This is a genomic window from Hymenobacter gelipurpurascens (assembly GCF_900187375.1).
Taxonomy (GTDB): Bacteria; Bacteroidota; Bacteroidia; order Cytophagales; family Hymenobacteraceae; genus Hymenobacter; species Hymenobacter gelipurpurascens.
In genome coordinates, this window is record NZ_FYEW01000001.1 from 1,949,200 (window position 1) to 1,971,855 (window position 22,656).

Genomic DNA, 22,656 nt, shown 5'->3' on the forward strand with positions numbered 1-22,656 from the left:
ATAGTGTCTAAAAATTGTACGTTACCCCTCTATTAACCCATTAGGCCATAAACATTATTAAACTAATATTTATGCCAGAAAGTCCTCTAGAGTTCTAATTTTTATGCTTTGATGAGAAATAATTTTAGCAAATGAGTTATCCTTAAAGGCTTCCTTGATTCAGTCCTATTTCCTTAACGTCACCTCCGGTGCTTTGCGTGAATCAACTCTACATCAGTGAGTTGCTGGGGAAACCAGACCGTCATTTCGCATTTGCCGCGGTTACCCCAGGCGTAGTAGGGAATGGGCATTAAGGTTTGACGGGTGGTGTTGATGGAGTTGTTGGCGACATCTACTTGCACGGCGGGTACTAGTGGCCCTAAGCTGCATGATGCCGTTGAGCACCTCAGGCTGGTAGTTGCTGGTGAAGGCGGTGGCACCCGGCATGATGAGGTTGCTGGCTTTGCCGTTGTTGTCTTTCCACTCGGCGCAGTATACTACCGGGCCGCGCTGCAGGGCCACTTTGCCTAGGTCGTCCTGCACCTTTGGGCTGGCCACAACCTGGCGCACTTCCATAGGCAGATTCACTTCTACCACGTCGTTCTTGTGCCACTTGCGGGCCAGCACTGCGTAGCCGTTGCGGGTGGTGTAGGCCCCTGGTTTGCCGTTCACGCTGATGCTCACCTTCTCATCAGAAGTGGTGGCGAAGCGGTACAGATCAGAGGGCACGGTGCCACCCGTCACGTACAGCTTCTTCGACACCATATTCTGCCAGATGCTGTCCACGGCGGCCAGCATCTTCTGGTCGCCGGTGAGGGCGGCTACAACGGCCATGGCGGAGTACAGGTACTCGGCGCGCACGGCGTGGCCTACTGCTTCCTTCTGATCTACCACGGGCTTGTGGTCCTGCCAGTACGAGCCGTTTTTCCAGGCGTCGGGGCTTTTGGGGTCGTAGCCGTTGTGCTTGCCGCGCTCTTCCAGAAAGAACTTGGCGGTGCTGAGGTACTCGGGCTTGCCCGTCACGCGGTAGAGCTTCACCAGGCCCATCTCCACAATCTCATGGCCAGGAGCTACTCCCCTCTTGCCAGGCCCGAAAACCGAGCACACCAGGTCGGTATTTTTGAGGGCGATGTTGAGTAGGTTCTTCTTGCCGGTGGCCTCTTAGTGGGCCACGGCGGCTTCGTAGAGGTGGCCGAAGTTGTAGAGTTCGTGGCTAAGCTCCCGCTCCTTTACTCAGCGCTCCGGCCCGGCCCATTCGTGCGGGTGAGCGGGGTCGATGGTGCAGGCGGTGTAGAGGTAGCCATCGGGTCCCTGAGCGGCGGCTACCTTTCTGATCAACTCGTCCATGTACGCATCCAGCTTCTCATTGGGGTAAAGCTTGAGCGAGTACGAGGCGCCTTCTAGGGTCTTGTAAATGTCACTATCATCAAAGGGAAAGATGGTGGCAAACTTGCCCTTCTTTGCCGCCATCTCGAAGTTCTTCACCCGATTCGTAGCCTCACACCGCTGAAACGAGGCCGGAATCGTGACATCGGTATTGGTTTTTAGCCGTGGCAGCCAGAAGTTGTCCGCCAGTTTCACCTTCGTGAAGGATATGGCCTGAATCGGGTAGTCGGAGTGCTTAATGGATTGCGCTAGGCCACTGCTGCTGAGCAGGCTGGCAGCCACGAGAGACGGAAAAAGGCCTTTCATAGAAACGGTGTAGAGACGCCGCACTGCTGATTACTTCTTGGCTTTTGAGAGTCGATACAGCTTAGCACCGTGGCGCCGCACGTATGGCGCAAATTCTCCGGTTACCTGGCCTAGCGGTTTTCCCGCCCATAAATCCTGCACAGTATACGCTCCAGACAGGCCTAGCTGAGCCAGCGCCACAGGTACTTTTGCAGAATCGGTGGGCATGGGGCGAAATGGGTTCTTGGTGTACACCAGAAACTGCAGCGTACCGCCGGTATTTTGGGCAGCGCCAGCAGCGTCCAATCCAGCCGTAGCCCGGAAGCGGGTGTAGCCGGCGGGCAGGTCGTATTCAATCATGGAGTTGGAGTGCGTTCCAATACCCTACTCATACTTCTTGCCGGCCACCATCAACTCCGCTCCCGACACGCTTTTATTGGCCGTTACCTGGCCCCAACCGGCCGAGGCGGCTTTCCAGGGAAGCGAGCTGAGCGAAACGGTTTTCGTGCCATTGCTGAGCACAGGGTTGAGCCAATCGGCGTGGTCCCAGGCAATGTCGTCGCCGCCGTCGCGCACGTTGAGGTAGAGCTTGGTGGCGCCCATGATGTCTATATCAACTGTTTGGCTCTGGCCGGGCGTCTGGCGCGCGATGATGTTGCTGGCCCAGGCGGCTTCGCTGGCAGGGGCCAACTCCTGATCCTGGGCATTGAACAGGCCTAGGAACTTGTCGCCGGTTGCGGGGTCGTCGGCAGTCCAGGCAATCAGGTTGTCTTTGCGGAAAAGCTGGCGGTTGTTGGTGCTGTTGCGGTGCAGGGCCAGCACCTCCTTATTGGTGAGCAACGATAGCGTGAAGGTGTCGTTGCTGGGCAAATCGCCGCCGAACATGAGCGGAGAGCGGAAGATGCTCCAGAGGCTCATGAGCGTGTACTGCTCGTCGTGGGTAAAGCGGGTCATGCGGTCGTCGCCGCGCTCCGCCCGGATGCCGAGGCGGCCCAACGGCAGCATATCGGCATCGGGGAAAGCGCCGGGCCGGATGTAGGGAGCCCAGCGGTTGCAGACGTCGAAGTGCTCCTTCAGCTGCTCCCAGCTGTCCCAGAAATCTCCGACGGTGCGCCACATATTGGCGTGGGCCTGCACGTGCTTAGCTTCGGCAATGGGCGTTTCGCCGGGCGAGGTGCTGAGCACAATCTGACGCCCCGAAAGGTCAATGGCCTTCCGGATCATCTCCACCTCCGGCTTGTGGTACGGCGACGACAAATCATCCACTTTCACAAAATCGACGCCCCAGGAAGCGTAGAGCCTGAACAGGGAGTTGTAATACTCCTGCGCCCCTGGCCTACCGGCTACCACCGTGTACATATCGTGAAGCCAGCCAGCCTGTCCTTCCTTGGAGTAGATATCGGCGGCCGTGGCTTTGCTCCCGAGGATGGGCAGCTTGCGCTGCACCGCTACCACCGGCACGCCGCGCATGATATGGATGCCGAACTTCAGGCCCTTGGCGTGCATGTAGTCAGCCAGCGGCTTGAAGCCCTTCCCTCCTGCCGCCGACGGAAACCGATTTGGGGCGGGCACAAAGCGGCCATACGCGTCAATATTCCAGTCGGGGTTCTGCTCGTTGTAGCCGTGGGCCGTGTCATTGCCCACGTACCACCGGATATCCACCACCACGTATTTCCAACCGCTGCTTCTGAGATTAGCAGCCATGTAGTCGGCGTTGGCTTTCACCTCGGCTTCCGTTACGGTGGGGCCATAGCAGTCCCAGCTGTTCCAGCCCATGGGCGGCGTGAGGGCCCACTGGTGGAAATCGGGCTTGGCGGGCGCATTCTGGGCCGTAGCAGGCAGGTGGACTAGGCCACTTAGCAGCGCTATTCCCCACAATCGGCAGACACAGGTTTTCAGCATAGCAAGAGAAATCAAGAACAGATACTTTCTAACAACGCAACTATCTGTTTAACAGGATACATCCTATGCACAAACGATTGTGTTGACCTATAAAAAAGAAGGGCGGTTGATGACCGCCCTTCTTTGTGGTTGCTAGGCCAGTGAAGTTACCAGAATTTCACGTAAAGCGCCGTAATCATGAGCAGCGTAATGACGATAAGGGTCATGATTTGCGGGCTCACTTTGAACATGCTCGAATCGACTTCGATAGCGCGCGGATTCACGCGGGGGCCAGCCAAGCTCATGGCAATCATCAGGGCGAAGGTGAAGGCAAACGAGAGACCCATGCAGATCAGGAAGGGAATTTCGTAGCCCCCTTTACCATTCGGGAAAGCGGTGTAGAACCACGTTTCGGGACCGAAAACAGCGGTAGCGTAGTTGTTGAAGAACACCGAAAGAATGAAGCCCGACAGGATACCGGCAATGGCCGCCGGCGCCGTGGTGCGCTTCCAGAACAGGCCTAGGATAAACACAGCCACGATACCGGGCGAAATGAAGCCCGTGTATTTCTGGATGTAGGTAAATCCGCCTTCACCACCAATACCCAGCAAGTCTTTCCAGGTAAGCATGATAGCCATTACCATGGCGGCTAACACCGTCATGCGGCCCACCCATACTAGCTGCTTCTCATCCGACTCGGGGCGCATGTAGCGCTTGTAGATATCGAGGGTGAAGATGGTAGAGATGGAGTTGGCTTTGCCGGCCAGCGAAGCCACAATGGCCGCCGTGAGAGCCGCCAACGATAGACCTTTCAGGCCGTTGGGCAGGAAGGTCAGGATAGCAGAGTACGCGTTGTCGGCGTTGAATGCGCCCGTGGAGGACATTTCGGCCTGCAGGCTGCCGTTTTTGTGCAGCACGTAGGCCGCAATACCGGGCAGCATCACAATCACCGGCATCAGTAGCTTCAGCATACCCGCGAACAGAATACCGGTACGGGCCGTCTTAAGGTCGGCGCCCAGGGCGCGCTGCGTGATGTACTGGTTACAGCCCCAGTAGTTGAGGTTCACAATCCACTGGCCGGCGGCGTACATCGCAATGCCGGGCACCATCAGGTACTTATTGATTTCCACCTGCGGCGTGGCCGCGGTCGGTTTATCAAATATCATGTGGAAGTGGTCACCGGCGTCGCTCATCATGGCGTTGAAACCCGCAATGGCGCTGCTACCCAAGCCGAATTTCTCGCTCACCAGCGTGAGGGCCAGGTAGGTGGTAGCCAGGCCACCCACAATAAGAACCGTCACCTGCACTACGTCGGTGTAGCCTACCACTTTCATGCCGCCCAGCGTGATGATGAGGGCAAACACGGCCAGGGCCACCATAATCAGGTGGAAGCTTTCGCCGCCGCCTACCAGGTTGCTGATGGCCAGCGCGCCCAGGTACAGAATGGATGTCAGGTTAACGAGCACATACAGGAACAGCCAGAAAATACTCATAATCAGGCTCAGGGCCGCGTTGTAGCGCTGCTCCAGAAACTGCGGCATGGTGTAAATCTTCTGCTTGAGGTAAATCGGCATGAAGAAAACCGCCACGATAATGAGGATAATGGCCGCTACCCATTCGTAAGCAGCCACAGCCACCCCTACCTGGAAACCGTTGCCCGACATACCGATGAACTGCTCGGCCGAGATGTTGGAGGCAATCATGGAAGCGCCGATGGCCCACCACGTTAGGGAGCCTTCCGCGAGGAAGTAGTCCTTGGTGTCCATCTGTGCCTTTTGCTTGCTACGGTACACGTAGTAGCCGTAGGCCGATACGCCTACGATGTAAACCAGAAAGACCGCTAGATCCAGCGTGTTAAAAGCGTTTTGCATGCGGGAGTGGGAATCCTATAAGAGTATGTGTTGGAAATACGAAAGTGGGAAGTACTGACATTAATCTGATAAAACCGCCTGCCCAAGTGGGCTCGCCAAAAAACTGACAAACGGCCAAAAGAACTGTCCTGCTTCGGTACTCCTGGCACGACAGTTCATTTAGTAGCAGACTGGCCTAGCGCTGGCTGAAGGCCACGTCGTTGTAGCGCAGCTCGTTTTTGAAGGTGCGCAGCTTGGTCTCGTCATCGATGATGAGGTACTCGATGCCGGCCATTTCGGCGAAGTCTTCGAGGTACTCGCTCGTCAGGTTTTGGCTGTAGCCGGTGTGGTGGGCACCGCCGGCGTAAATCCAGGCGGCAGCGCCTACGCTCAGGCTGGGCTTCACTTTCCAGAGCACGCGGGCCACGGGCAGCTTCGGCAGATCCTGCTCGGGCGCCACGGCTTCCACCTCGTTCACAATCATACGGAAGCGGTGGCCTAGGTCCACGATGGTCGCGTTGAGGGCCGAGCCGGCGGGGCAGTTGAACACCAAACGGGCCGGATCGGCTTTGCCGCCGATGCCCAAGGGGTGCACTTCTACCTTCACTTTACCTTCCGCAATGGTGGGGCAGATTTCCAGCATGTGCGAGCCCAGCACCTGCTCGTTGCCGGGCTGGAAGTGGTAGGTGTAATCTTCCATGAAAGAGTTGCCGCCGGGTAGGCCACTGCCCATCACTTTCATGGCGCGCACCAGCGCGGAGGTTTTCCAGTCGCCTTCGCCGCCGAAGCCATAGCCTTCTGCCATCAGGCGTTGGGTTGCAATGCCGGGCAGCTGCGCCATGCCGTGCAAGTCCTCAAAGGTGTCGGTGAAACCGATTGCCTTGTTGTCTTGCAGGAACTGGCGCATGCCCACTTCAATTTTAGCGGCTTCGCGCAAGGAGTCGCGCTGGCTACCACCTTCTTTTAGGTCGGCGCCCAGCTCGTATTCCTGCTCATAGGTGGTCAGCAAGTTGTTCACCTGCTCGTCGCTTACGGCATTGATAACGGCTACCAGGTCACCGATGCCATAGGTGTTCACGCTGTAGCCAAACTTCAGCTCGGCTTCCACTTTGTCGCCTTCCGTTACGGCTACATAGCGCATGTTGTCGCCGAATCGCACGATGCGCGCACCCTGCCAATCGGCCCAGGCGCAGGCGGCACGGCTCCAGATGCTGAGGCGCTCATGCACATCAGCGCTCTGCCAGTGGCCTACCACCACTTTGCGCTTGAGGCGCAACCGAGCCCCAATGAAGCCGAACTCCCGGTCGCCGTGCGCCGACTGGTTAGTATTCATGAAGTCCATGTCGATGTCGCCCCACGGAATGTCGCGGTTGAACTGGGTGTGCAGGTGGGCCAGCGGCTTCTGCAGAATCTTCAGGCCGTTGATCCACATTTTGGCTGGCGAGAAGGTGTGCATCCAGGCAATGAGGCCTACGCAGTTGGGCGTGGTGTTGGCTTCCTGCACCAGCTTGGTAATGCCATCGGGACCGGTCAGCACGTCTTTATACACTATCTTAATAGGTAGCGCCTGGCCTAGCGCCTCAGCAATCTGCTGGGAGTGCTGGGCTACCTGCTCCAGCGTTTCGGGGCCGTACAGATGCTGGCTGCCCGTGATGAACCAGGCTTCGTATTGGGAAATGTCAATCATGATATCGGGAAGTAAAAACCTTAAGAAGGTCTAGAAAATCGATTGTGAAATATTGAAACCCTTAGGGGATTGACTGGAGGCATGTGGCTTAGAACGACACCAGCAGACAGTCATCCTGAGCGCAGTCGAAGGATCTCGCTCGCGCCGTTTGAGTCAGCATGGCAACATCAGCACGCGAGATGCTTCGACTGCGCTCAGCATGACGTTCTGGTGTAGTTGTTCTAGCCCAGTCGACCACTCCTAACCCCTCCTTGCTTGATGCGCAACATCATCTGAGGAGGAGAACTAGTTTCTACCCCTAGCTTTGGCCGTAGTAGGAATGCACGCCATGCTTGCGCTCGTAGTGCTTCTGAATCAGAGCTTCTTTGAGGCGGGGCACATCGGGGCGGAGTGTGCAGCTGAGGTAGGCCATGCGGGCTACTTCTTCCAGCACGGCGCTGTGGTACACTGCTTTTTCTACCGTTTTGCCCCAGGTGAAGGGCGCGTGGTTACTGAGCAGGACCATTTCCACTTCCTCCGGCGAGAGGCCGCGGCGTTGAAACTCGTTGATGATCTGCCAGCCGGTCTGGTGCTCATAATCGCCGGCAATCATGGCGTCGCTCATCGGCGGCGCGCACGGAATATCAGCGGTAAGATGGTCGGCGTGCGTGGTGCCGAGAATCGGAATGTCCATCTGCGCTTGCGCCCAGGCCGTGGCATAGGTGGAGTGCGTGTGCACGATGCCGCCAATATGCTCCCAGTGGCTATAAAGCACCGCGTGGGTTTTAGTATCCGAAGAAGGGCGCTTCGTGCCTTCTACAATGTTGTTGGCGAAGTCGACGATGACGATATCCTCGGCCTTCAAGGTGGCGTAGGGCACGCCGCTGGGCTTGATGGCAAACACGCGCTTCTCGCGGTCTACCACGCTGGCATTGCCGAAGGTGAACAGCACCAACCCTAACTCGGGCAGCTGCATGTTGGCCTCGTAGCAGGCCTGCTTTAACTCCTGAAACTGGCTCATGCTTGGTCTACAAGTTCGGTTTCGGCTACTTCACCGGCGCGCTGCTCGGTAGCTTGTTCTACATACTGCCCAAAGGCCTGGTACTGCTCGTAGCGGCGCTGATAATCTGCGACACGCTCTGGGTTAGGCGTGTAGTTTTCGGCAAAACCATTGCCCATGGCCTTCTGCGCCGTCACCACATCAGGATGTATGCCGGCAGCTACGGCGGCGTACATGGCCGAGCCCAGCGCCGGCGCCTGGTCGGACTCTGCCACCTTAATAGGGCGGTTTAGCACGTCGGCCAAGGTCTGCATCATGAATCCCGACTTCTTAGCCACGCCGCCTAGGCCTATTACCTGCTTGATTGGAATACCTTCCTGCTCAAAGCGCTCCACAATTTGCTTAGAGCCGTAGCAGATAGACTCCACCAGTGCCCGGAAAATCTGAGGTGCCGAGGTGCCCATGGTCAGATTCATGATGGCGCCTTTCAAGGCTTGGTTGGCATCGGGTGTGCGGCGGCCGTTCACCCAATCCAGAGCCAGCACTGCCGACTCCTCGGGGTTTACGGAAGCGGCTGCAATGTTCAGCTCAGCCATCATGTTGTCACTGAGTTCTGCGAGCAAGGCCTCCCGTTGCTCTGGCGTCAGAATCGATGATTTGGGCAGCAGCGTACGCAAGGGCCATTCGATTACGCCCCGAAACCAGGCTAGCAAATCACCGACAGCGGATTGCCCGGCTTCTAGGCCTAGCATGCCCGGAATCACGGAGCCATCAACCTGGCCGCAAATGCCGGGCACCAGCTTCCCTCCTACTTCGTCCATAGGCGCTACCACGATGTCGCAGGTAGAAGTGCCCATCACCTTCACCATCGAATACGCTTCGATTTCGCCGGCTACGGCACCAGCGTGGGCATCAAAAGAACCTACTGCTACTACGGTGTTGGTGGTGAGGCCGAGGCGCTGAGCCCACTCTTCGGAGAGCGTGCCGGCTACTTGGTCGGCGGTGTAGGTTTCCTCGAACAGCCGCTCGCGTAGGCCACCTAACTTGGGTTCTAGTAGGGTCAGGAACTCTTCGGAGGGCAGGCCGCCCCAGCTCTCGTGCCACATGGCTTTGTGGCCGGCGGCGCAGCGGCTGCGCTTAAACGTTTTCAGGTCGCCGCCGGTGAGCAGCAGCGTCAGCCAGTCGCAGTGTTCCATCCAGGAGTACGCGGCTTTTGCTACGCTGTCATCCTCGCGGACTACGTGGGCAATTTTGGCCCAAAACCACTCGGAGGAATAGATACCGCCCTCAAACTGGGTGAAATCTTTGCCACCCCAAGTGCGGGCTTTGTGGTTGATTTCGGCGGCTTCGGGCAGAGCAGTGTGGTCCTTCCAGAGTACGAACATGGCGTTCGGGTTCTCCTCGAAGCCAGGCTTCAGGGCTAGTGCTACACCATACTCATCTACCGGACCGGGTGTAGAGCCAGTAGTATCCACGGCGAGGCCAACAATCTGCTCGGCGGGCACGTTCTGCGCCACCCGGCGTACGGTAGTCTCCAGGCCTTCGATGTGGTCGAGGGGGTGCTGACGGAACTGGTTTTTGGTGGCATTGCAGTAGCGCTGCTCTTTCCAGCGAGCGTACGGGTGCACGGCCTGGGCAATTTCCTGGCCGGTATGGGCATTCACCAGCACGGCCCGCACGGAGTCAGAGCCGTAGTCGATGCCGATAACGTAAGTTGGATTCATGGCTGGGATAGTTCGTCGTGAGACAGCGCGCAATTACCGGCGCACGCCGAATTTATAGGTGGTCGTAGAATGCAGCGTCTGGCCGGGCTTCAGGATCGTGCTTGGGAACTTGGGCTGGTTGGGCGAATCGGGGAAGTGCTGGGTTTCCAGGCAGAAACCGGCGTGCTGGCCGTACACCTGGCCACCTTTGCCCTTCAGGGTGCCATCCAGGAAGTTGCCGGTATAGAACTGCACCCCCGGCTCGGTGGTGCGCACCTCCATGGTGCGGCCCGTGGTGGGCTCATACACGGTGGCCGCCGCGTGCATACCACTGGTTTCGTTGAGCACCCAGTTGTGGTCGTAGCCGCCCGGCACCTGCCCAATCCGCTCGCTGATGGTGTGCGGGGTGGTAAAGTCGAAGGGCGTGCCTTTCACGGGGCGCAGTTCACCGGTGGGAATCAGGCCGGCATCGACTACGGTGTAGCGGTCAGCCGGAATGGTGACCTGGTGGCCTAACACGTCTTTGCCGCCGCTCAGGTTGAAGTAGGCGTGGTTGGTCAGGTTGACAGGCGTGGCCTTATCGGTGGTAGCGGAGTAGTCGATGCGTAGCGCGTCGTCGCTGGTGAGCGTGTAGACCACTGTCACCTGCAGGTTGCCGGGGTAGCCTTCTTCGCCGTCTTTGCTCCGGTAGGTGAGCGTGAGCATTTGTCCATCGGCGGAGGTGCCGGGCTGGGCCTGCCACACGACTTTGTCAAAGCCTTTCTTGCCGCCGTGCAGCGTGTTCTCGCCGTTGTTGTTGGCCAGCGTGTACTCCTGGCCGTCCAGCGTGAATTTGCCTTTGGCGATGCGGTTGCCGTAGCGGCCAATCAGGGCGCCGAAGTAGGGGCCCGACTTGAGAAACGCGGGGCTCTGGTAGCCGCTCACGTTGTCAAACCCGAGCACCACATCGCCGAGCTTACCGGCCTTGTCCGGAACCATTAGGCTGGCAACCGTTCCGCCGTAGTTCGTGATGCTCACTTTCAGGCCGTGGGCGTTGGTGAGCGTGAACAGCTGCACCTCGGTGCCGTCCGTCGTCTTGCCGAAGGACGCCGAAGTTGGGGCAGCAGTAGTGGTAGTGTTGGTGGAATCCGTCATGGTTTGAGTGGTATCGGTGGCCGACTTCTCTGTTGAAGCTGACGGGTTGCAGCCAGCCAGAGCCAATAGGCCTACGAGACTCGCGGCGCTGCTGGTTAGCAGTCCGATGCGGTTGAGATTTGTCATGGGCGAGAGATCAGGGAATTTTAGTAGAAGCACACTAACAAATGGGGAATTTCTGCCTTATAGCATAAACCCTCCCTATAAGCGCCAAGGATAAAACAATGGATTGTGTAGAAATAAACAAATAGTACTCAACTGTATATCAACTATATACACAACACTATAAGCAGCACTATACTTCTACCAGCAGTCCTATTCTAGCGAACTAGAGTGTAAAGTAGAAAAAGCTTTTGAAAGAACACAATCGTTTGTGCACTTCTTCAAAAATATTGAGGCATAACAAGCCCCAAAAGGACCGTTTTACCTCAATATTCAACTTTACAAGACAGTAATCTTTTGTGTGAGTGAGCCGCTTTCGCGCTTAATATGCACCAGGTATAGTCCCGCTCGCAATGTAGCCGTAACGGCCAGAGAGGTCTGCGGCTTTGCGAACTCTTGGCTGTGTACAAGCCGGCTCCGCAAATCATACACTTCTACCAAGGTGGCTTCGGCAGTTTTCTGCTGGCCTAGGTCCACCGTGAATCCATTCCGGGACACCGGAACTGGGTACACGCTCACGCCAACCAGCTTTTTGCCAGGCGTGGCCGCCAAGGCTGTGCCACTGGCAGTCAGGCTCCAGCGCTGACAGCCGCAGCCGTTATAGTCCCAGAGGCCTAGTTGCTGGCCCGCAGTAGTCGACGCATTAGGCACCTCCACTACCCTATTGCCATTCACGGAAGCAAACACCAGCGTACCATCGTTGGCCCGGTCGATGCGGTATTGTTGGCACGGTAGGCCGGTGTAGGCGAAGAGCTGGAGCTTGGCGCCGGCATCGGGCGAGCAGCCAGCTACATCAGCGGCTAGGCCACCCAGGACATTCGTGATTTTGTATTCACCGTCGCCAAGGGCCGTGAAATCCCACCGCTGACAGTCCAGGCCAGATGGGGTGCCTTGGGCAATGATCTGGCCCGATGTGCCAGTGCAGCCCCAGGCATCCCAAACCAGGTTGCTATTCTGATTCTTGATTTCGTAGCGCCCCGCCGCCACCCAGTCGCGGCTGACGCTGGGCCACCCGACGCTGCTCCAGGTCAGTTTGGCCAGGCCTAGTTTAGGAGCACCGTTGTCGTCGCGGTCGTAGTAATGGTGTGAAAAGTAGCTTACGCCGTTCTCCTCAAAGATACCGCTATGGCCAGGCCCAATGTAGCGGCCCGAACGGCTCAGCACGGGCGTACCGCCGTTGTTGTTTAGGTCTACGCCATTCTGGTCCAGAAAAGGGCCAGTGGGCGAAGCAGAACGCCCGGCCACGATGTAATACGTGCTGGTTACACCGCTACAGCAGGCTCCACGATTGATGAACAGATAATAAAAACTGCCATGCTTCATGAGGTAGGCCGCCTCCGGGTTGCCGTTGGCTACTGCGAAGGCAGTATTACCCAACGCCTTGCCAGTAGTGGCGTTCAGTTGTGTAATCCGAATACCTCCGAAGAAAGAGCCGTACGACATCCAGACTTCGTTATTTGTGTCTTTGAATACCGCCGGATCAATGGCATTTACGTCGCTGCTGGTGTTGGTAGAAACCACTTCGCCCTGATCCTCCCACTTGTAGTTTGGGCTAGTGGGGTCCAGCGTGACGTTGGTGGCTAGGCCTATGGCCGACACCTTCGAGCCGAAGGTGGAACATGAGTAGTACAAGTGGTATTTACCGTTCAGGAAGATGCACTCCGGCGCCCAGAAATTCCCCTGAAAACCAGGCACTTTCGAGTTGATCCAGCCAGGATAGGCATTATTCACAAACACCGCACGAGGGCCCGGCGTCCAGGTAACCAGGTCAGTGGAGTACATGCTGTATATGCCCTGCCCGGTGGCGAAAATCCAGTATTTGTTGCCCTCCTTTACAATGTTCGAAGGGTCGTGCACGCCGGTGAGGCCTTGCAGGGCAAAAGCAGAGCCGCTAGGCCACCCCAGCAGCAAAACCAAGAATACGCTGAAATGAAGTAGGTGGCGCAAACGCCCGCCCGCTGCCGCAGCCTGGCGGGCTAAAAGTATCGGTGATGACATAGAATGGTGGGGTTATAACGCGCGGACTATCGTCACAGCTTTGGGAGCTGAGGTTACTCTCCGCTGGGTTTGATGATGGGGGCGCTAATGGCGACGGGTACGCCGAAGTTGGGCGTGCCATCGGCGTTCCAGGTGAACTTCTGCATGCGCGGGTTGCGCTTATCCACGCAGCCCTCGTTGGGGTTGGAGTTGGCGTGGTAGATAATCCAGTCTTCCTTGCCATCCTTGGAGGTGAAGAAGGAATTGTGGCCCGTAGCGTAGGCCCTGTTGGCGGCATCCTGGGAGAATACCGGCTTAGCCGATTTTTTCCAGGATGCCAGTAGCATCGGGTCGGCGGTAGCATCGGCGGTTAACTGGCCTAGGGCATATTGGTCGGTGCCGCAGAAACTGGCCGAATAAATCAGGAAGGTTTTGCCGCCGTGCTTCAGAATTTCCGGGCCTTCGTTTACATACGGGGGGCCTACATTTTCCCAGATATACTCAGGGTGTGAGAGTTCCACGCGCGGCCCGACCAGGGTCCAGGGGTTGCCCATCTGGGAGATGTAGATGCGCTGAATGCCATCCAGCCCGTTGTGGCCCGACCAGATGAAGTAGCGCTTGCCGTTTTGCTCCAGCACAGTCCCATCAATGGCCCAGAAATCTTCCGGTGAGCTGAACAACCTGCCTTTATCTAGCCAGGTACCGGTGGTAGGGTCGGCGGCATCGTTTTCCAGCACCCAGGTGCGCTGCCGGCCCAGGTCGGTGCCAGCGGGACCGGCCGAGTAGTAGATGTACCACTTACCATCCAGAAAATGCAGCTCCGGTGCCCACAGGTTGCCAGCGGCATTTCCGGTGCTCGGCGGCGTCCAGACAACTTTGCTTGGGGCAGTGCGCAGCTCCGACATGTTCGCCGTTTTCCAGATTTCCAGCCGGTTATTGAGCGTGTGCATGTAGTAGTAAAACCCATCTTTTTGCGTCACCCATGGGTCGGGGCCCGAAGCCAGCAGCGGATTGGTAAAGGTGGTGGCTGTAGTAGGCGACGCTACTACCGGTGGCACAACAGGCGCGGGCGTCTGCTTGGTCTGTTGGCAGGCTGAAGCCGACAATAGCAACCCGCTAAGCAGTACGTAGGCCAGTCGAGAGATACTTCTCATGAAAAACAGAATAGAAAACGGCCGCTTATGCACCAGTCCAGAAGAAAAACAGCCGCTCCCGGTTCTGGCCTGGAGCGGCTGTTTTTCGTTCATTCAGGATTAGTAGCCAGGATTTTGCTTTACGTTAGGATCGATGTCGATATCCGACTGCGGAATGGGCAGCAGCTTCGATTTGCCAATCACAAAGTTGCCGAAGTCCACGTCGCGGGTTTTCAAGTCATCAATGCCGGTCTGGTTGTCGAGCAAGCCCCACCGGATGATATCGTACCAGCGCTGACCTTCGCCAGCCAGCTCCCTGGCGCGCTCATTGCGCATCTGCAGCCGCAGGCTATTCTGAGTGAAGTTGCCAGCCACGAGTGGCGCTAGGCCTACACGCTGACGCACCTGGTTTACCAAAGGCACTGCGGCAGCCGTCTGGCCCTGCTCATTCAAGGCCTCGGCCTGCAGCAACAGTACATCAGCGTACCGAATCAAGCGGAAGTTGATGCCCGAGGTGAAGTTTTCTGGCGTGGTGCGGGTGCGGTCATTCAGATACTTGCGCCAGTATTGCTGGCTGTTGTTGTAGCCCAGCTCCGCAAATGTTTTGCCGTAGAAACGGTCGGGGTTGATGTTGCTGATGATGGAAATGTCGCGGCGCGGGTCGATGCGGTGCTTGGTGGTGCTGCCCGGTGCAAATGCTACCGTGGAGTCCGTGTAGGCATCCAGCAACCAGCGGCGCGGCTGCACATCAGAGAACGAATAAATTGGGGGGCCGAAGAAATTGGGCCGGTCGTAGGCTTCCGAGGCCGACGCATTGTCCTGGCCCTGGCCTACGTCGAGCGGCAGGCCTACGTACTGCACCTCAAACACCGATTCGCTGTTGTTCTCGTTGGTTTCCGTGAAGTTATCGAGGTAGTTAGGCACCAAGGAGTAAGTGTTGGAGCTGATGACCTGGCCTAGCAAAGCCGAGGCATCGGCCCACCGGCGCTGCTGCATATACATCTTGGCTAGCAACGCCTGCGCGGCACCTTTGGTAGCCCGACCCCGGTCGGCGCCCGAATACGTAAGCGGCAAGCTTGGAATGGCCGCCTGCAGGTCGGCAATTACCTGGGCCTGCACCTGAGCTGGTGTGGCCTGGGGCGCCCGCGTCGACACCACCGATTCAGTAATGATCAGGGGCACATTGCCAAAGAACGACTCCAGATCGAAGTACATCAGGGCGCGCACAAACAGCGCCTCCCCTATCAGCCGGTTCTTCAGCACCGGATCCATGTCGATTTCGGGCACATGGGTAATTACCTGGTTGGTCCGGTAGATGGTGCGGTAATAGTCGTTCCAGGCAAATGACGAGATGAAGAAGTTGTTGTCCGTCTGGATGAAGCGCGTGAAGTTGGCCAGCTCTACAAATGGGCTCTGGCTATACGACTCATCGGAACGGGCCGTGATGAACTGCCAGGAGTGCCCATACACAGCGTACTGCTGAATACCTGAATAACACGCATATACCCCCTTGATGGCATCGTCCTGGCTCTTCCAGAATTGCGCCGTTGAAGGAGCGTTGGGGTTTGTTTTATCCAGCAGTTCCTTATCGCAGCCAGTGGCTAGCAATAAGGTGCCTGCTAGTAGCAGTGCGGGAATTTTATTGAGTTTCATACGAAGTAAGAGAAGACGGTTTGACGGTGAGTGGCCTAGCGACGCCGGCCACCCGCTCAGACATTAGAAATTAACCTGTAGGCCACCTGTGTAGGTGCGCACGTTGGGGTAAGCGCCATCATCGATGCCGCGGCCGTAGAAGCCCGTGCCGGTAATTTCCGGATCGAAGCCCGAGTACTTCGTGAAGGTTACCACGTTGCGGCCCGTCACGTACACGCGCACGCTGCCCAGGCTAGGTACCCGGCTCGTCAGAGACTTAGGGAAAGTGTAGCCAATCTGGATGTTCTTCAGACGCAGATAGTCGCCGTCTTCTAACCAACGAGTCGTGTTAAACAGAGCATTGGAAGCAGCTGCTAGGCCTAGGTCGCCAGCACCACCACCCTGCAACAGGCGCGTGTTGGTATTAGATGGGTTTTCGGGCGTCCAGGGCTGCACGTCGCGCTCGTAGTTGTTAGGGCCATCGTAGCGCTGGAGGGCATATTTGGCGCGGTTGAATACCTGGTTGCCGGTTACGGCTTGTAGGAACACCGATACATCAATGCCTTTGTAGGCGGCATTCAGGTTGAGCCCCATTTGCAGCTTCGGGAAAGGCGTACCCACAAACACCCGGTCGCGGGTATCAATCACACCGTCGCCGTTGGAGTCTTTGTAGCGCGCATCACCGGCTGAGGCGTAGGGCTGAATCACTTTGCCATCGGCGTTGCGGTAGTTCTGCACTTCATCCTTCGACTGGAAAATGCCATCGAACGGAATCAGGTAGAAGGCACCCACAGGCTGGCCTACCTGCGTACGAGTCAGGCCGATGCCATCTGAGAATGACTGACCTTTAGTAGGCACTTGGGTCACCTCATTCTTGATGGTGGTGAGGGTGAAGTCGGCGCCATACGTGAAGTCGTTACGGTTTTCGTGGTAGCCTAAGGCCAGCTCGAAACCGCTGTTTTTCAGGTTACCTGCGTTCTGGAATACTGCCCCACCGAAGTTGCCGAGGTACACCGGAATAACCACTGGAGCCAGCGCCTTCTTGGTTTCTGAAATGTAGTAGTCGGCCGATAGGGTGAGGCGGTTATCCAACAGGCCTAGATCAATACCCGCGTCTTTGGTGTAGCGTTCTTCCCACTGCAGGCCGGGGCTGCTGAGCGTAATTTGGGCCGAGCCGTTTACGATGTTGCCGTTACTATCTACGTAGTTCACGTTTTGGTTGATGATGGGCGCCGTCAGGTAGTTTCCGCCGTAAGCGCCGCCTAAGCCATCATTGCCGTTTACACCGTAGCTAGCCCGTAATTTCAGGTTATTGACCATCGGCACAGCGGTCTTGAAGAACTCTTCCTCACTAAGACGCCAGGCCACCGAGCCGGCCGCAAAATTCCCCCACCGATCATCCGCCGCAAACTTAGAGGAACCATCGCGCCGGAAGCTGCCCGAAATCAGGTACCGATTCTTGTAGTCGTAGGTAGCCTGGCTGAAGTAGGAGCGCTTCGAGTTTTCCAGCGTAGCGCCTCCGCTGACACCTGCTACGGGGCCGGCATCCAGCTCAAAGTAATACTGCGGCACGCTTGTAAAGCCCTGACGCTGTACAGTAGTGTTGTGCTGGCGATAGCGCTGCTCAGAGTAACCCACCAAGGCGTTGATGTGGTTGTCGCCTAGGCTTTTGGTGAAGTTCAGCGTATTTTCAGTCAGCAGGAACACATCATAGCCCTGAAACTCACTCAGGAAAGATGTATTAATGGCGGTATTCTGCCGGATGATACCGGCTTGCTGCGCATCAGAGTTACCGTACACATGGCCGTCTAGGGCCATATTGAGGCGGTAAGATAGGAAGTCGAAAATGGATACATCGGCCGAAATGTTACCGGCAATGCGGTTGTCATTTTGCTTCCGACGTAGCAACGACTGAGCCCCGATGGGGTTGGTAGCAAACGTGTTGAGTGTGGTAGAACCTGTGCCGAAACCGCCCGGATTCCGGGGGTCATAAACCGGGATGCCGGGCAGCATCAGCAACACATCAATGAAAGGAAAGCCGTTGAGCAGAGTGCTGTTTATGTGAGTAAGCTGCACGTTCTCCTGAAACTTGAAGCGGCCTCGCGTCAGGCCTGAGTTCAGACGCAAACTGTAGCGCTCAAAATTGGGTCCTTTCACGATGCCCTGCTGGTGGAAGTACTCCCCAGAAATCAGGAAGTTGGAGGCGTTTTTCTCAGCAGTGGTACCTCCCGAGAATGTCACGTTGTAATCCTCGATGCGGCCAGTCTGGAAAAACTCCTTCTGCCAGTCTGTGTCAATAGATGGGTCGAACTTTCCGCCTGGGCCTTTTACGGCACCGGCCAAGCTGTTTTGGCCGCTATTGAGTGGGTCTAGGCCTGCATTGGCGTAGGCCTGCACCGCCCGGTCGGCCCATTCGCTGTTGTTTGTTAGGTCGTAGCGCTTGTAGAGCTGATCAACACCAGCATAGGCGTTGACGCCGATGCTGGGCGCTCCGGCTTTGCCCCGCTTGGTGGTAATCTGTACCACGCCATTGGCACCTCTTGAACCATAAATGGCGGTAGAAGAGGCATCTTTCAGTACGTTCAGGGTTTCAATATCATTGGGGTTCAGATCCCGAATGTTATCGGTCCAGAGGCCATCAATGATGAAGAGCGGCGCGCTGCTGGCATTGCCCAGGTTACCAATGCCCCGGATGTTAATTACGGGTGCTTCGCCTGGGCTGCCGGAACCCTGCACCTGCACACCCGCCACGCGGCCTTGCAGAGCCTGCGTAGCGGTCGCAACTGGTGCCTTCACAGCTTCTTTCACATCTAAGTTGCTGACAGCGCTGCTCACGTTCTGCCGATCCTGGGCCAGATAGCCCACTACCACCACCTCCGAAAGGGCGCGGTTGTCGGGGGCCAAGGTTACGTTTACAGCGCTGCGGTTGCTTACAGGCACCTCCTGGGAAGTGTAGCCAACAAAGGAGAAAACCAGCGTACCGTTATCGGGAGCGGTGAGCGAGTAGCGGCCATCTATATCGGTTTGGGTACCGATGGTGCTGCCTTTTACTACTACGTTTACGCCAGGCAAGCCAGCGCCCTTCTCGTCCACTACCCTACCCGAAACCGGGATATCAGGCTGCAGGGCTCCCATCGGGAGCCTTGCCGAGAAAGAAGTGGAAGTGGAATTGACCGCGGCTACCAGTGGCTGCAGGGGAAGGCAGCACAGCAGGGCCGGAAGCGTCATCCGACGCAGTTTGGGTACGGGCTTTTTCATAGAGAACTGGTGTGGGAATTAAGGTAAATTAAACACAAACGATTGTGTTGAAAATTCTTCACAAACGATTGTGTACAGGGAGCAAAAAAAATCTCATTTAAGAGAGGAAGTGGAGTGCCGTACCCAGGTTTTGCGCCAAAAAACCTGTTTTAGGCCTGTGCACTGGTAACGTGCGAGTAACGTTAAGCAAAACGCAACAAATAACCAATAAATTATCATATCGATAATTTTTCAGAGTAAGCACTTACTACAGCATTTGTTGAGCTTCTATCAACTCAAATCATCGTCATTCCAGTGGCCTAGAACCACCCTAACTGATAGAGCCTGACAGCTTATAAATAAATGGGTGTGACGCTGCTGGCCTACACCTGCGCTAGGCCACTACCCTAGCCTGCCATCGGGAGCGTAGTGCAACTCACCAAACTCCACCAGTTCCCGAATGGCCTGCAGTACGGCCGTTGCCTGGCCCGGCTCAAAGCGCGCTACTACCTCACGAGGAGTTTGAGGTGCGGCTTTCACCATGGATACCAGTTGCTCGCGTAGGCCAGTAGCGGGGGCAGGCTGCTGTTTGGCTTTTTTCTCGGCCAGGCAGAAGTCGCAGATGCCGCAGGCAGCAGCATCCAACTCCCCGAAATACTCCAGCAGCAATTGCTGCCGACAGCGGCTCTCCGCAGCATACTGTATTACCGATTCGGTTTTGCAGCGGGCCAGCTCCCGAGCCTGGTTCAAACGCTTCTGGTCTAGCGGCAGCTTGTCGGCATCGTGGCGCGGCGTAGTGAACAGGGCCTGCGGCGACTCGTGCTTGGGCTGATACTGAATGATGCCGGACCGGTGCAGGAACACAAGCATCTTACGCACATCTACCACGCTCAGGCGCAGGTGCTGGGCCAGGCTGTTCTCCGAAATCCGCTGGAAACCCGCAAACAGTTCGCCCCCATTGAACCGTAGCAGGCTTTTGATGAGCTGGTCGTGCTGCTGGTTGGCCACCTGAAAACGATACAGGTCGTTGTGGTCGATGGGGATGTGCACGCGGGCAGGGTTGTTCACGGCTTCATTCACCTGCACAAACCCTTCGCGCTCCAGCGTACGCAAACTGTTGTGGGCATCCAGCGCCTTAAGGCGGTAGGTTTCGGCAAATTGCTGCAAATCGAAATCAAAGGCGACTAACTCGCCTCCCCCTACTGCCGTGCGCGAGAAATTGGCCAGCGCCTGATACACGCGCCGCACTGTATCCAGAGGCGGGTAGGCCAGTAGCGTCCGGCGGCGCAGCTCATCGGCATCGTTGGGGCCGCGCAACAGTACGGCAAAGGCGTATTTCTCGTCGCGGCCGGCCCGGCCAGCTTCCTGATAATACGCCTCCAGATTATCAGGAGCGTCGAGGTGTACTACGAGGCGCACATCAGGCTTATCGATACCCATCCCAAAGGCATTGGTGGCCACTATGCAGCACGTTTTGTTCTGCATCCAGTCCTGCTGGGTGCGGGTGCGCTGCTCACTCGGCAGGCCCGCATGGTAGGGCGCCGCCGACATTCCTTGTTGGCGTAAGTAATTCGCGGCTTCCTCCGTTTGCCGGCGCGTACGAGCGTACACAATGCTGGTTTTATCGGCCCCTACCCCACGCAGCACTTCCAGCATGCGCTTGAGCTTGTCCTCTGTGCTGAGAACCGAATACGATAGGTTGGGACGTAGAAAACTCTGCTGAAACACCCGATGTGAAGTGCCGAACTTAAGTTTCTCTACTATATCGGCGCGCACTTGCTCGGTGGCGGTGGCCGTGAGGGCGATGCAAGGCACGCCGGGCAGCAGCTCGCGCAGCTCCTGAATACGGAGGTAAGGCGGCCGAAAATCGTAGCCCCATTGGGAAAGGCAATGGGCTTCGTCAATGGCCAGCAGGCTTACCTTCATCTTCGGTGCTCGCGCCCGGAACATATCCGTCAAGAGCCGCTCGGGGCTTACATACAGGAACTTCACGGGGCCATACACGCAGTTATCCAGCGTCTGGTCGATTTCCTGGTGGCTCATGCCCGCGTACACAGCTTCCGCCTTGATGCCGCGCTTGCGCAGGTTTTCCACCTGATCCTTCATCAAGGCTATCAGCGGCGATACTACCAGGCACAGACCTGGCCTAGCCAGCGCCGGTACCTGAAAGCAGATGCTCTTGCCGCCGCCGGTGGGCAGCAGCGCCAACGTATCCTGCCCCGCCAGCACCGACCTGATAATGTCTTCCTGCATGGGCCGGAACCGGGTATGTCCCCAGGTTTGGCGCAGTACGTGCAGAATATCATCCGTGGGCTGAAGCATACAGCAAAGGTAAGTTGCCCGGTTTACCCATTTACTACTGGCCTACGCTCCGGAAACTGCAACCGCTGGAGGTTAGGCAGATAAGCTTCTGGACGCTAGGCCACTCCTACTGCTGTACAAAGCTGACGCCTCTGACCAAACATAAAAAAGCCCGATTCCTAAAAGGAACCGGGCTTTCAGTATATGAAGTAAGATAGCTTAAGCAGCGGCCGACTGACCATTTTCACGGTCATCGATGGCCTTCTTGAGCTTGGCAATTGCTTGCGTAGCACGCTCCTCGTCCAGACGGTTGATGTTCAAGAGCATCTTGGTCTTCTCCGGACGAGTGATGACCGGATGATTCAGCAGACGGATAATTTCTTCCTTCTGCGAAGCCGAAGCGTAGGCCGTGGCTGGAGTTTCGGTCACAGAAGGCGCAGGGGCCTCAGCAGGCACAGCTTTCATGGCGGCGGGGGCCTCAGCAGCTACCGGAGCTGGTGCGGTGGCAGGTGCCACTACCATGGCTGGCTGAGCTACTGCTGGTGTGTTGCCGCCATACTCCATTTCCTCCGCAGGCGTAGGCTCGTAACCAGCAGCCCGAATGATCCAGGCCAGAATGTTGCGGTATGCCTTACCAATTGCCCGGGTCTGGGCCATGCTCATGATGGCAAACTCCTGATAGAACTTCTTGCCCTGCTCCTTATTAGAGCACACGGCAAAGCCTGCTCCTACCGTATGGCCCGACTTCATGTCGAAGAGGGTCACTTTGGCCTGATATTTAATTTCCTGCTCGGTAGAAACATTGATTACGTGGTCGACGATAGGCACAATGCCCAGGCGTGCGCCGGCGTACTGCCAGCCTTCCACGTTCACAAATTCCTTACCCTGCACCGTAGTGCTGAGCTTGTTGTCCTTGATGAATTTAGCCAGGTCCGTCGCCAAGTGGAGCGTCTCGTCGGACCGCGAGATATCGTAGCTCTCCACTTTCGTCTTGCGAACCGGCTCTTTGATGTTCTTGATTGCTTCGCTCATGGCGTCTTTCCTTTTAAGTCCTGTAATACCGTATTGCTGTTCGAGTATATAACTAAACCCGTGCCTAAAAGGTGCAAAAAGCGTTGTTTTTATATGTATTTTTTATAACTGATTATCAGTTAGTTACAAACTATATTTCTAATATTATTAGACAACTACATTTTTTAGGCTTAGTAAGCTCCTGTGTAGTGTAGAACTGCGGCCTTCGCGCTAGTGGCCTAGGCAAAAGAAAACCCTTTCTGCTGCTTCCGGAAGCAGCAGAAAGGGTACCCAAATGGTTCGTATCACATCGAACGCA

General features: G+C 56.6%; 15 protein-coding genes and 1 pseudogene. All 16 read right to left on the reverse strand.

Translation table 11 applies throughout. The features are described 5' to 3' along the window. Positions 1-179 precede the first annotated feature (179 nt). Positions 180-290 (reverse strand): hypothetical protein, encoded by a 111-nt coding sequence (locus CFT68_RS22400; RefSeq protein WP_394340106.1) that lies wholly within the window; start codon positions 288-290, stop codon positions 180-182. Then, entirely contained in the window at positions 262-777 is a 516-nt protein-coding gene (locus CFT68_RS22085; RefSeq protein WP_394340110.1) for a hypothetical protein, read from the reverse strand. The genes CFT68_RS22400 and CFT68_RS22085 overlap by 29 nt, the downstream gene beginning before the upstream one ends. Continuing rightward, positions 760-1,671 (reverse strand): annotated as a pseudogene (locus tag CFT68_RS22090) (beta-L-arabinofuranosidase domain-containing protein); the annotation flags it as partial. The gene CFT68_RS22085 and the pseudogene CFT68_RS22090, both read right to left, overlap by 18 nt. 30 nt (positions 1,672-1,701) lie before the next feature. After that, positions 1,702-2,031, reverse strand: coding sequence for an NPCBM/NEW2 domain-containing protein (locus tag CFT68_RS08200; protein ID WP_262490715.1), 330 nt, complete (start codon positions 2,029-2,031; stop codon positions 1,702-1,704). 3 nt (positions 2,032-2,034) lie between these two features. Beyond that, positions 2,035-3,552 (reverse strand): NPCBM/NEW2 domain-containing protein, encoded by a 1,518-nt coding sequence (locus CFT68_RS08205; protein WP_088842921.1) that lies wholly within the window; start codon positions 3,550-3,552, stop codon positions 2,035-2,037. A gap of 146 nt (positions 3,553-3,698) precedes the next feature. Then, on the reverse strand, positions 3,699-5,402 hold the full coding sequence (locus CFT68_RS08210) for a sodium:solute symporter family transporter (protein ID WP_088842922.1): 1,704 nt from the start codon (positions 5,400-5,402) through the stop codon (positions 3,699-3,701). 175 nt (positions 5,403-5,577) lie between these two features. Then, positions 5,578-7,068, reverse strand: a complete 1,491-nt coding sequence (araA, locus tag CFT68_RS08215) for an L-arabinose isomerase (protein WP_088842923.1) — start codon at positions 7,066-7,068, stop codon at positions 5,578-5,580. Positions 7,069-7,366: 298 nt separating this feature from the next. Further along, positions 7,367-8,068, reverse strand: a complete 702-nt coding sequence (locus CFT68_RS08220) for an L-ribulose-5-phosphate 4-epimerase (protein ID WP_088842924.1) — start codon at positions 8,066-8,068, stop codon at positions 7,367-7,369. Then, a complete protein-coding gene (locus tag CFT68_RS08225) occupies positions 8,065-9,771 on the reverse strand; it encodes a ribulokinase (RefSeq protein ID WP_088842925.1) in 1,707 nt (568 codons plus the stop codon). Before CFT68_RS08225 ends, CFT68_RS08220 begins: the two co-directional genes overlap by 4 nt. 33 nt (positions 9,772-9,804) lie before the next feature. Next, complete coding sequence (locus CFT68_RS08230; protein ID WP_088842926.1) at positions 9,805-11,010, reverse strand: aldose epimerase family protein; 1,206 nt, start codon at positions 11,008-11,010, stop codon at positions 9,805-9,807. Between the two features lie 315 nt (positions 11,011-11,325). Further along, positions 11,326-13,044, reverse strand: coding sequence for a family 43 glycosylhydrolase (locus CFT68_RS08235; protein WP_088842927.1), 1,719 nt, complete (start codon positions 13,042-13,044; stop codon positions 11,326-11,328). Between the two features lie 53 nt (positions 13,045-13,097). Next, the gene (locus CFT68_RS08240) at positions 13,098-14,177 is read right to left on the reverse strand and encodes a glycoside hydrolase family 43 protein (RefSeq protein ID WP_088843716.1); all 1,080 of its coding nucleotides are present in this window, start codon (positions 14,175-14,177) and stop codon (positions 13,098-13,100) included. Between the two features lie 99 nt (positions 14,178-14,276). Continuing rightward, positions 14,277-15,809: a RagB/SusD family nutrient uptake outer membrane protein gene (locus CFT68_RS08245; protein WP_088842928.1), complete on the reverse strand. Its 1,533-nt coding sequence runs from the start codon at positions 15,807-15,809 to the stop codon at positions 14,277-14,279. A gap of 63 nt (positions 15,810-15,872) precedes the next feature. Then, positions 15,873-19,046 carry a SusC/RagA family TonB-linked outer membrane protein gene (locus tag CFT68_RS08250; protein ID WP_088842929.1) on the reverse strand — a complete coding sequence of 1,058 codons (3,174 nt, stop codon included), beginning with the start codon at positions 19,044-19,046 and terminating at the stop codon, positions 15,873-15,875. 381 nt (positions 19,047-19,427) lie between these two features. Then, on the reverse strand, positions 19,428-21,347 hold the full coding sequence (locus tag CFT68_RS08255) for a RecQ family ATP-dependent DNA helicase (protein WP_088842930.1): 1,920 nt from the start codon (positions 21,345-21,347) through the stop codon (positions 19,428-19,430). A gap of 198 nt (positions 21,348-21,545) precedes the next feature. Continuing rightward, positions 21,546-22,358: a hypothetical protein gene (locus CFT68_RS08260; RefSeq protein WP_088842931.1), complete on the reverse strand. Its 813-nt coding sequence runs from the start codon at positions 22,356-22,358 to the stop codon at positions 21,546-21,548. Between the last annotated feature and the right edge of the window lie 298 nt (positions 22,359-22,656).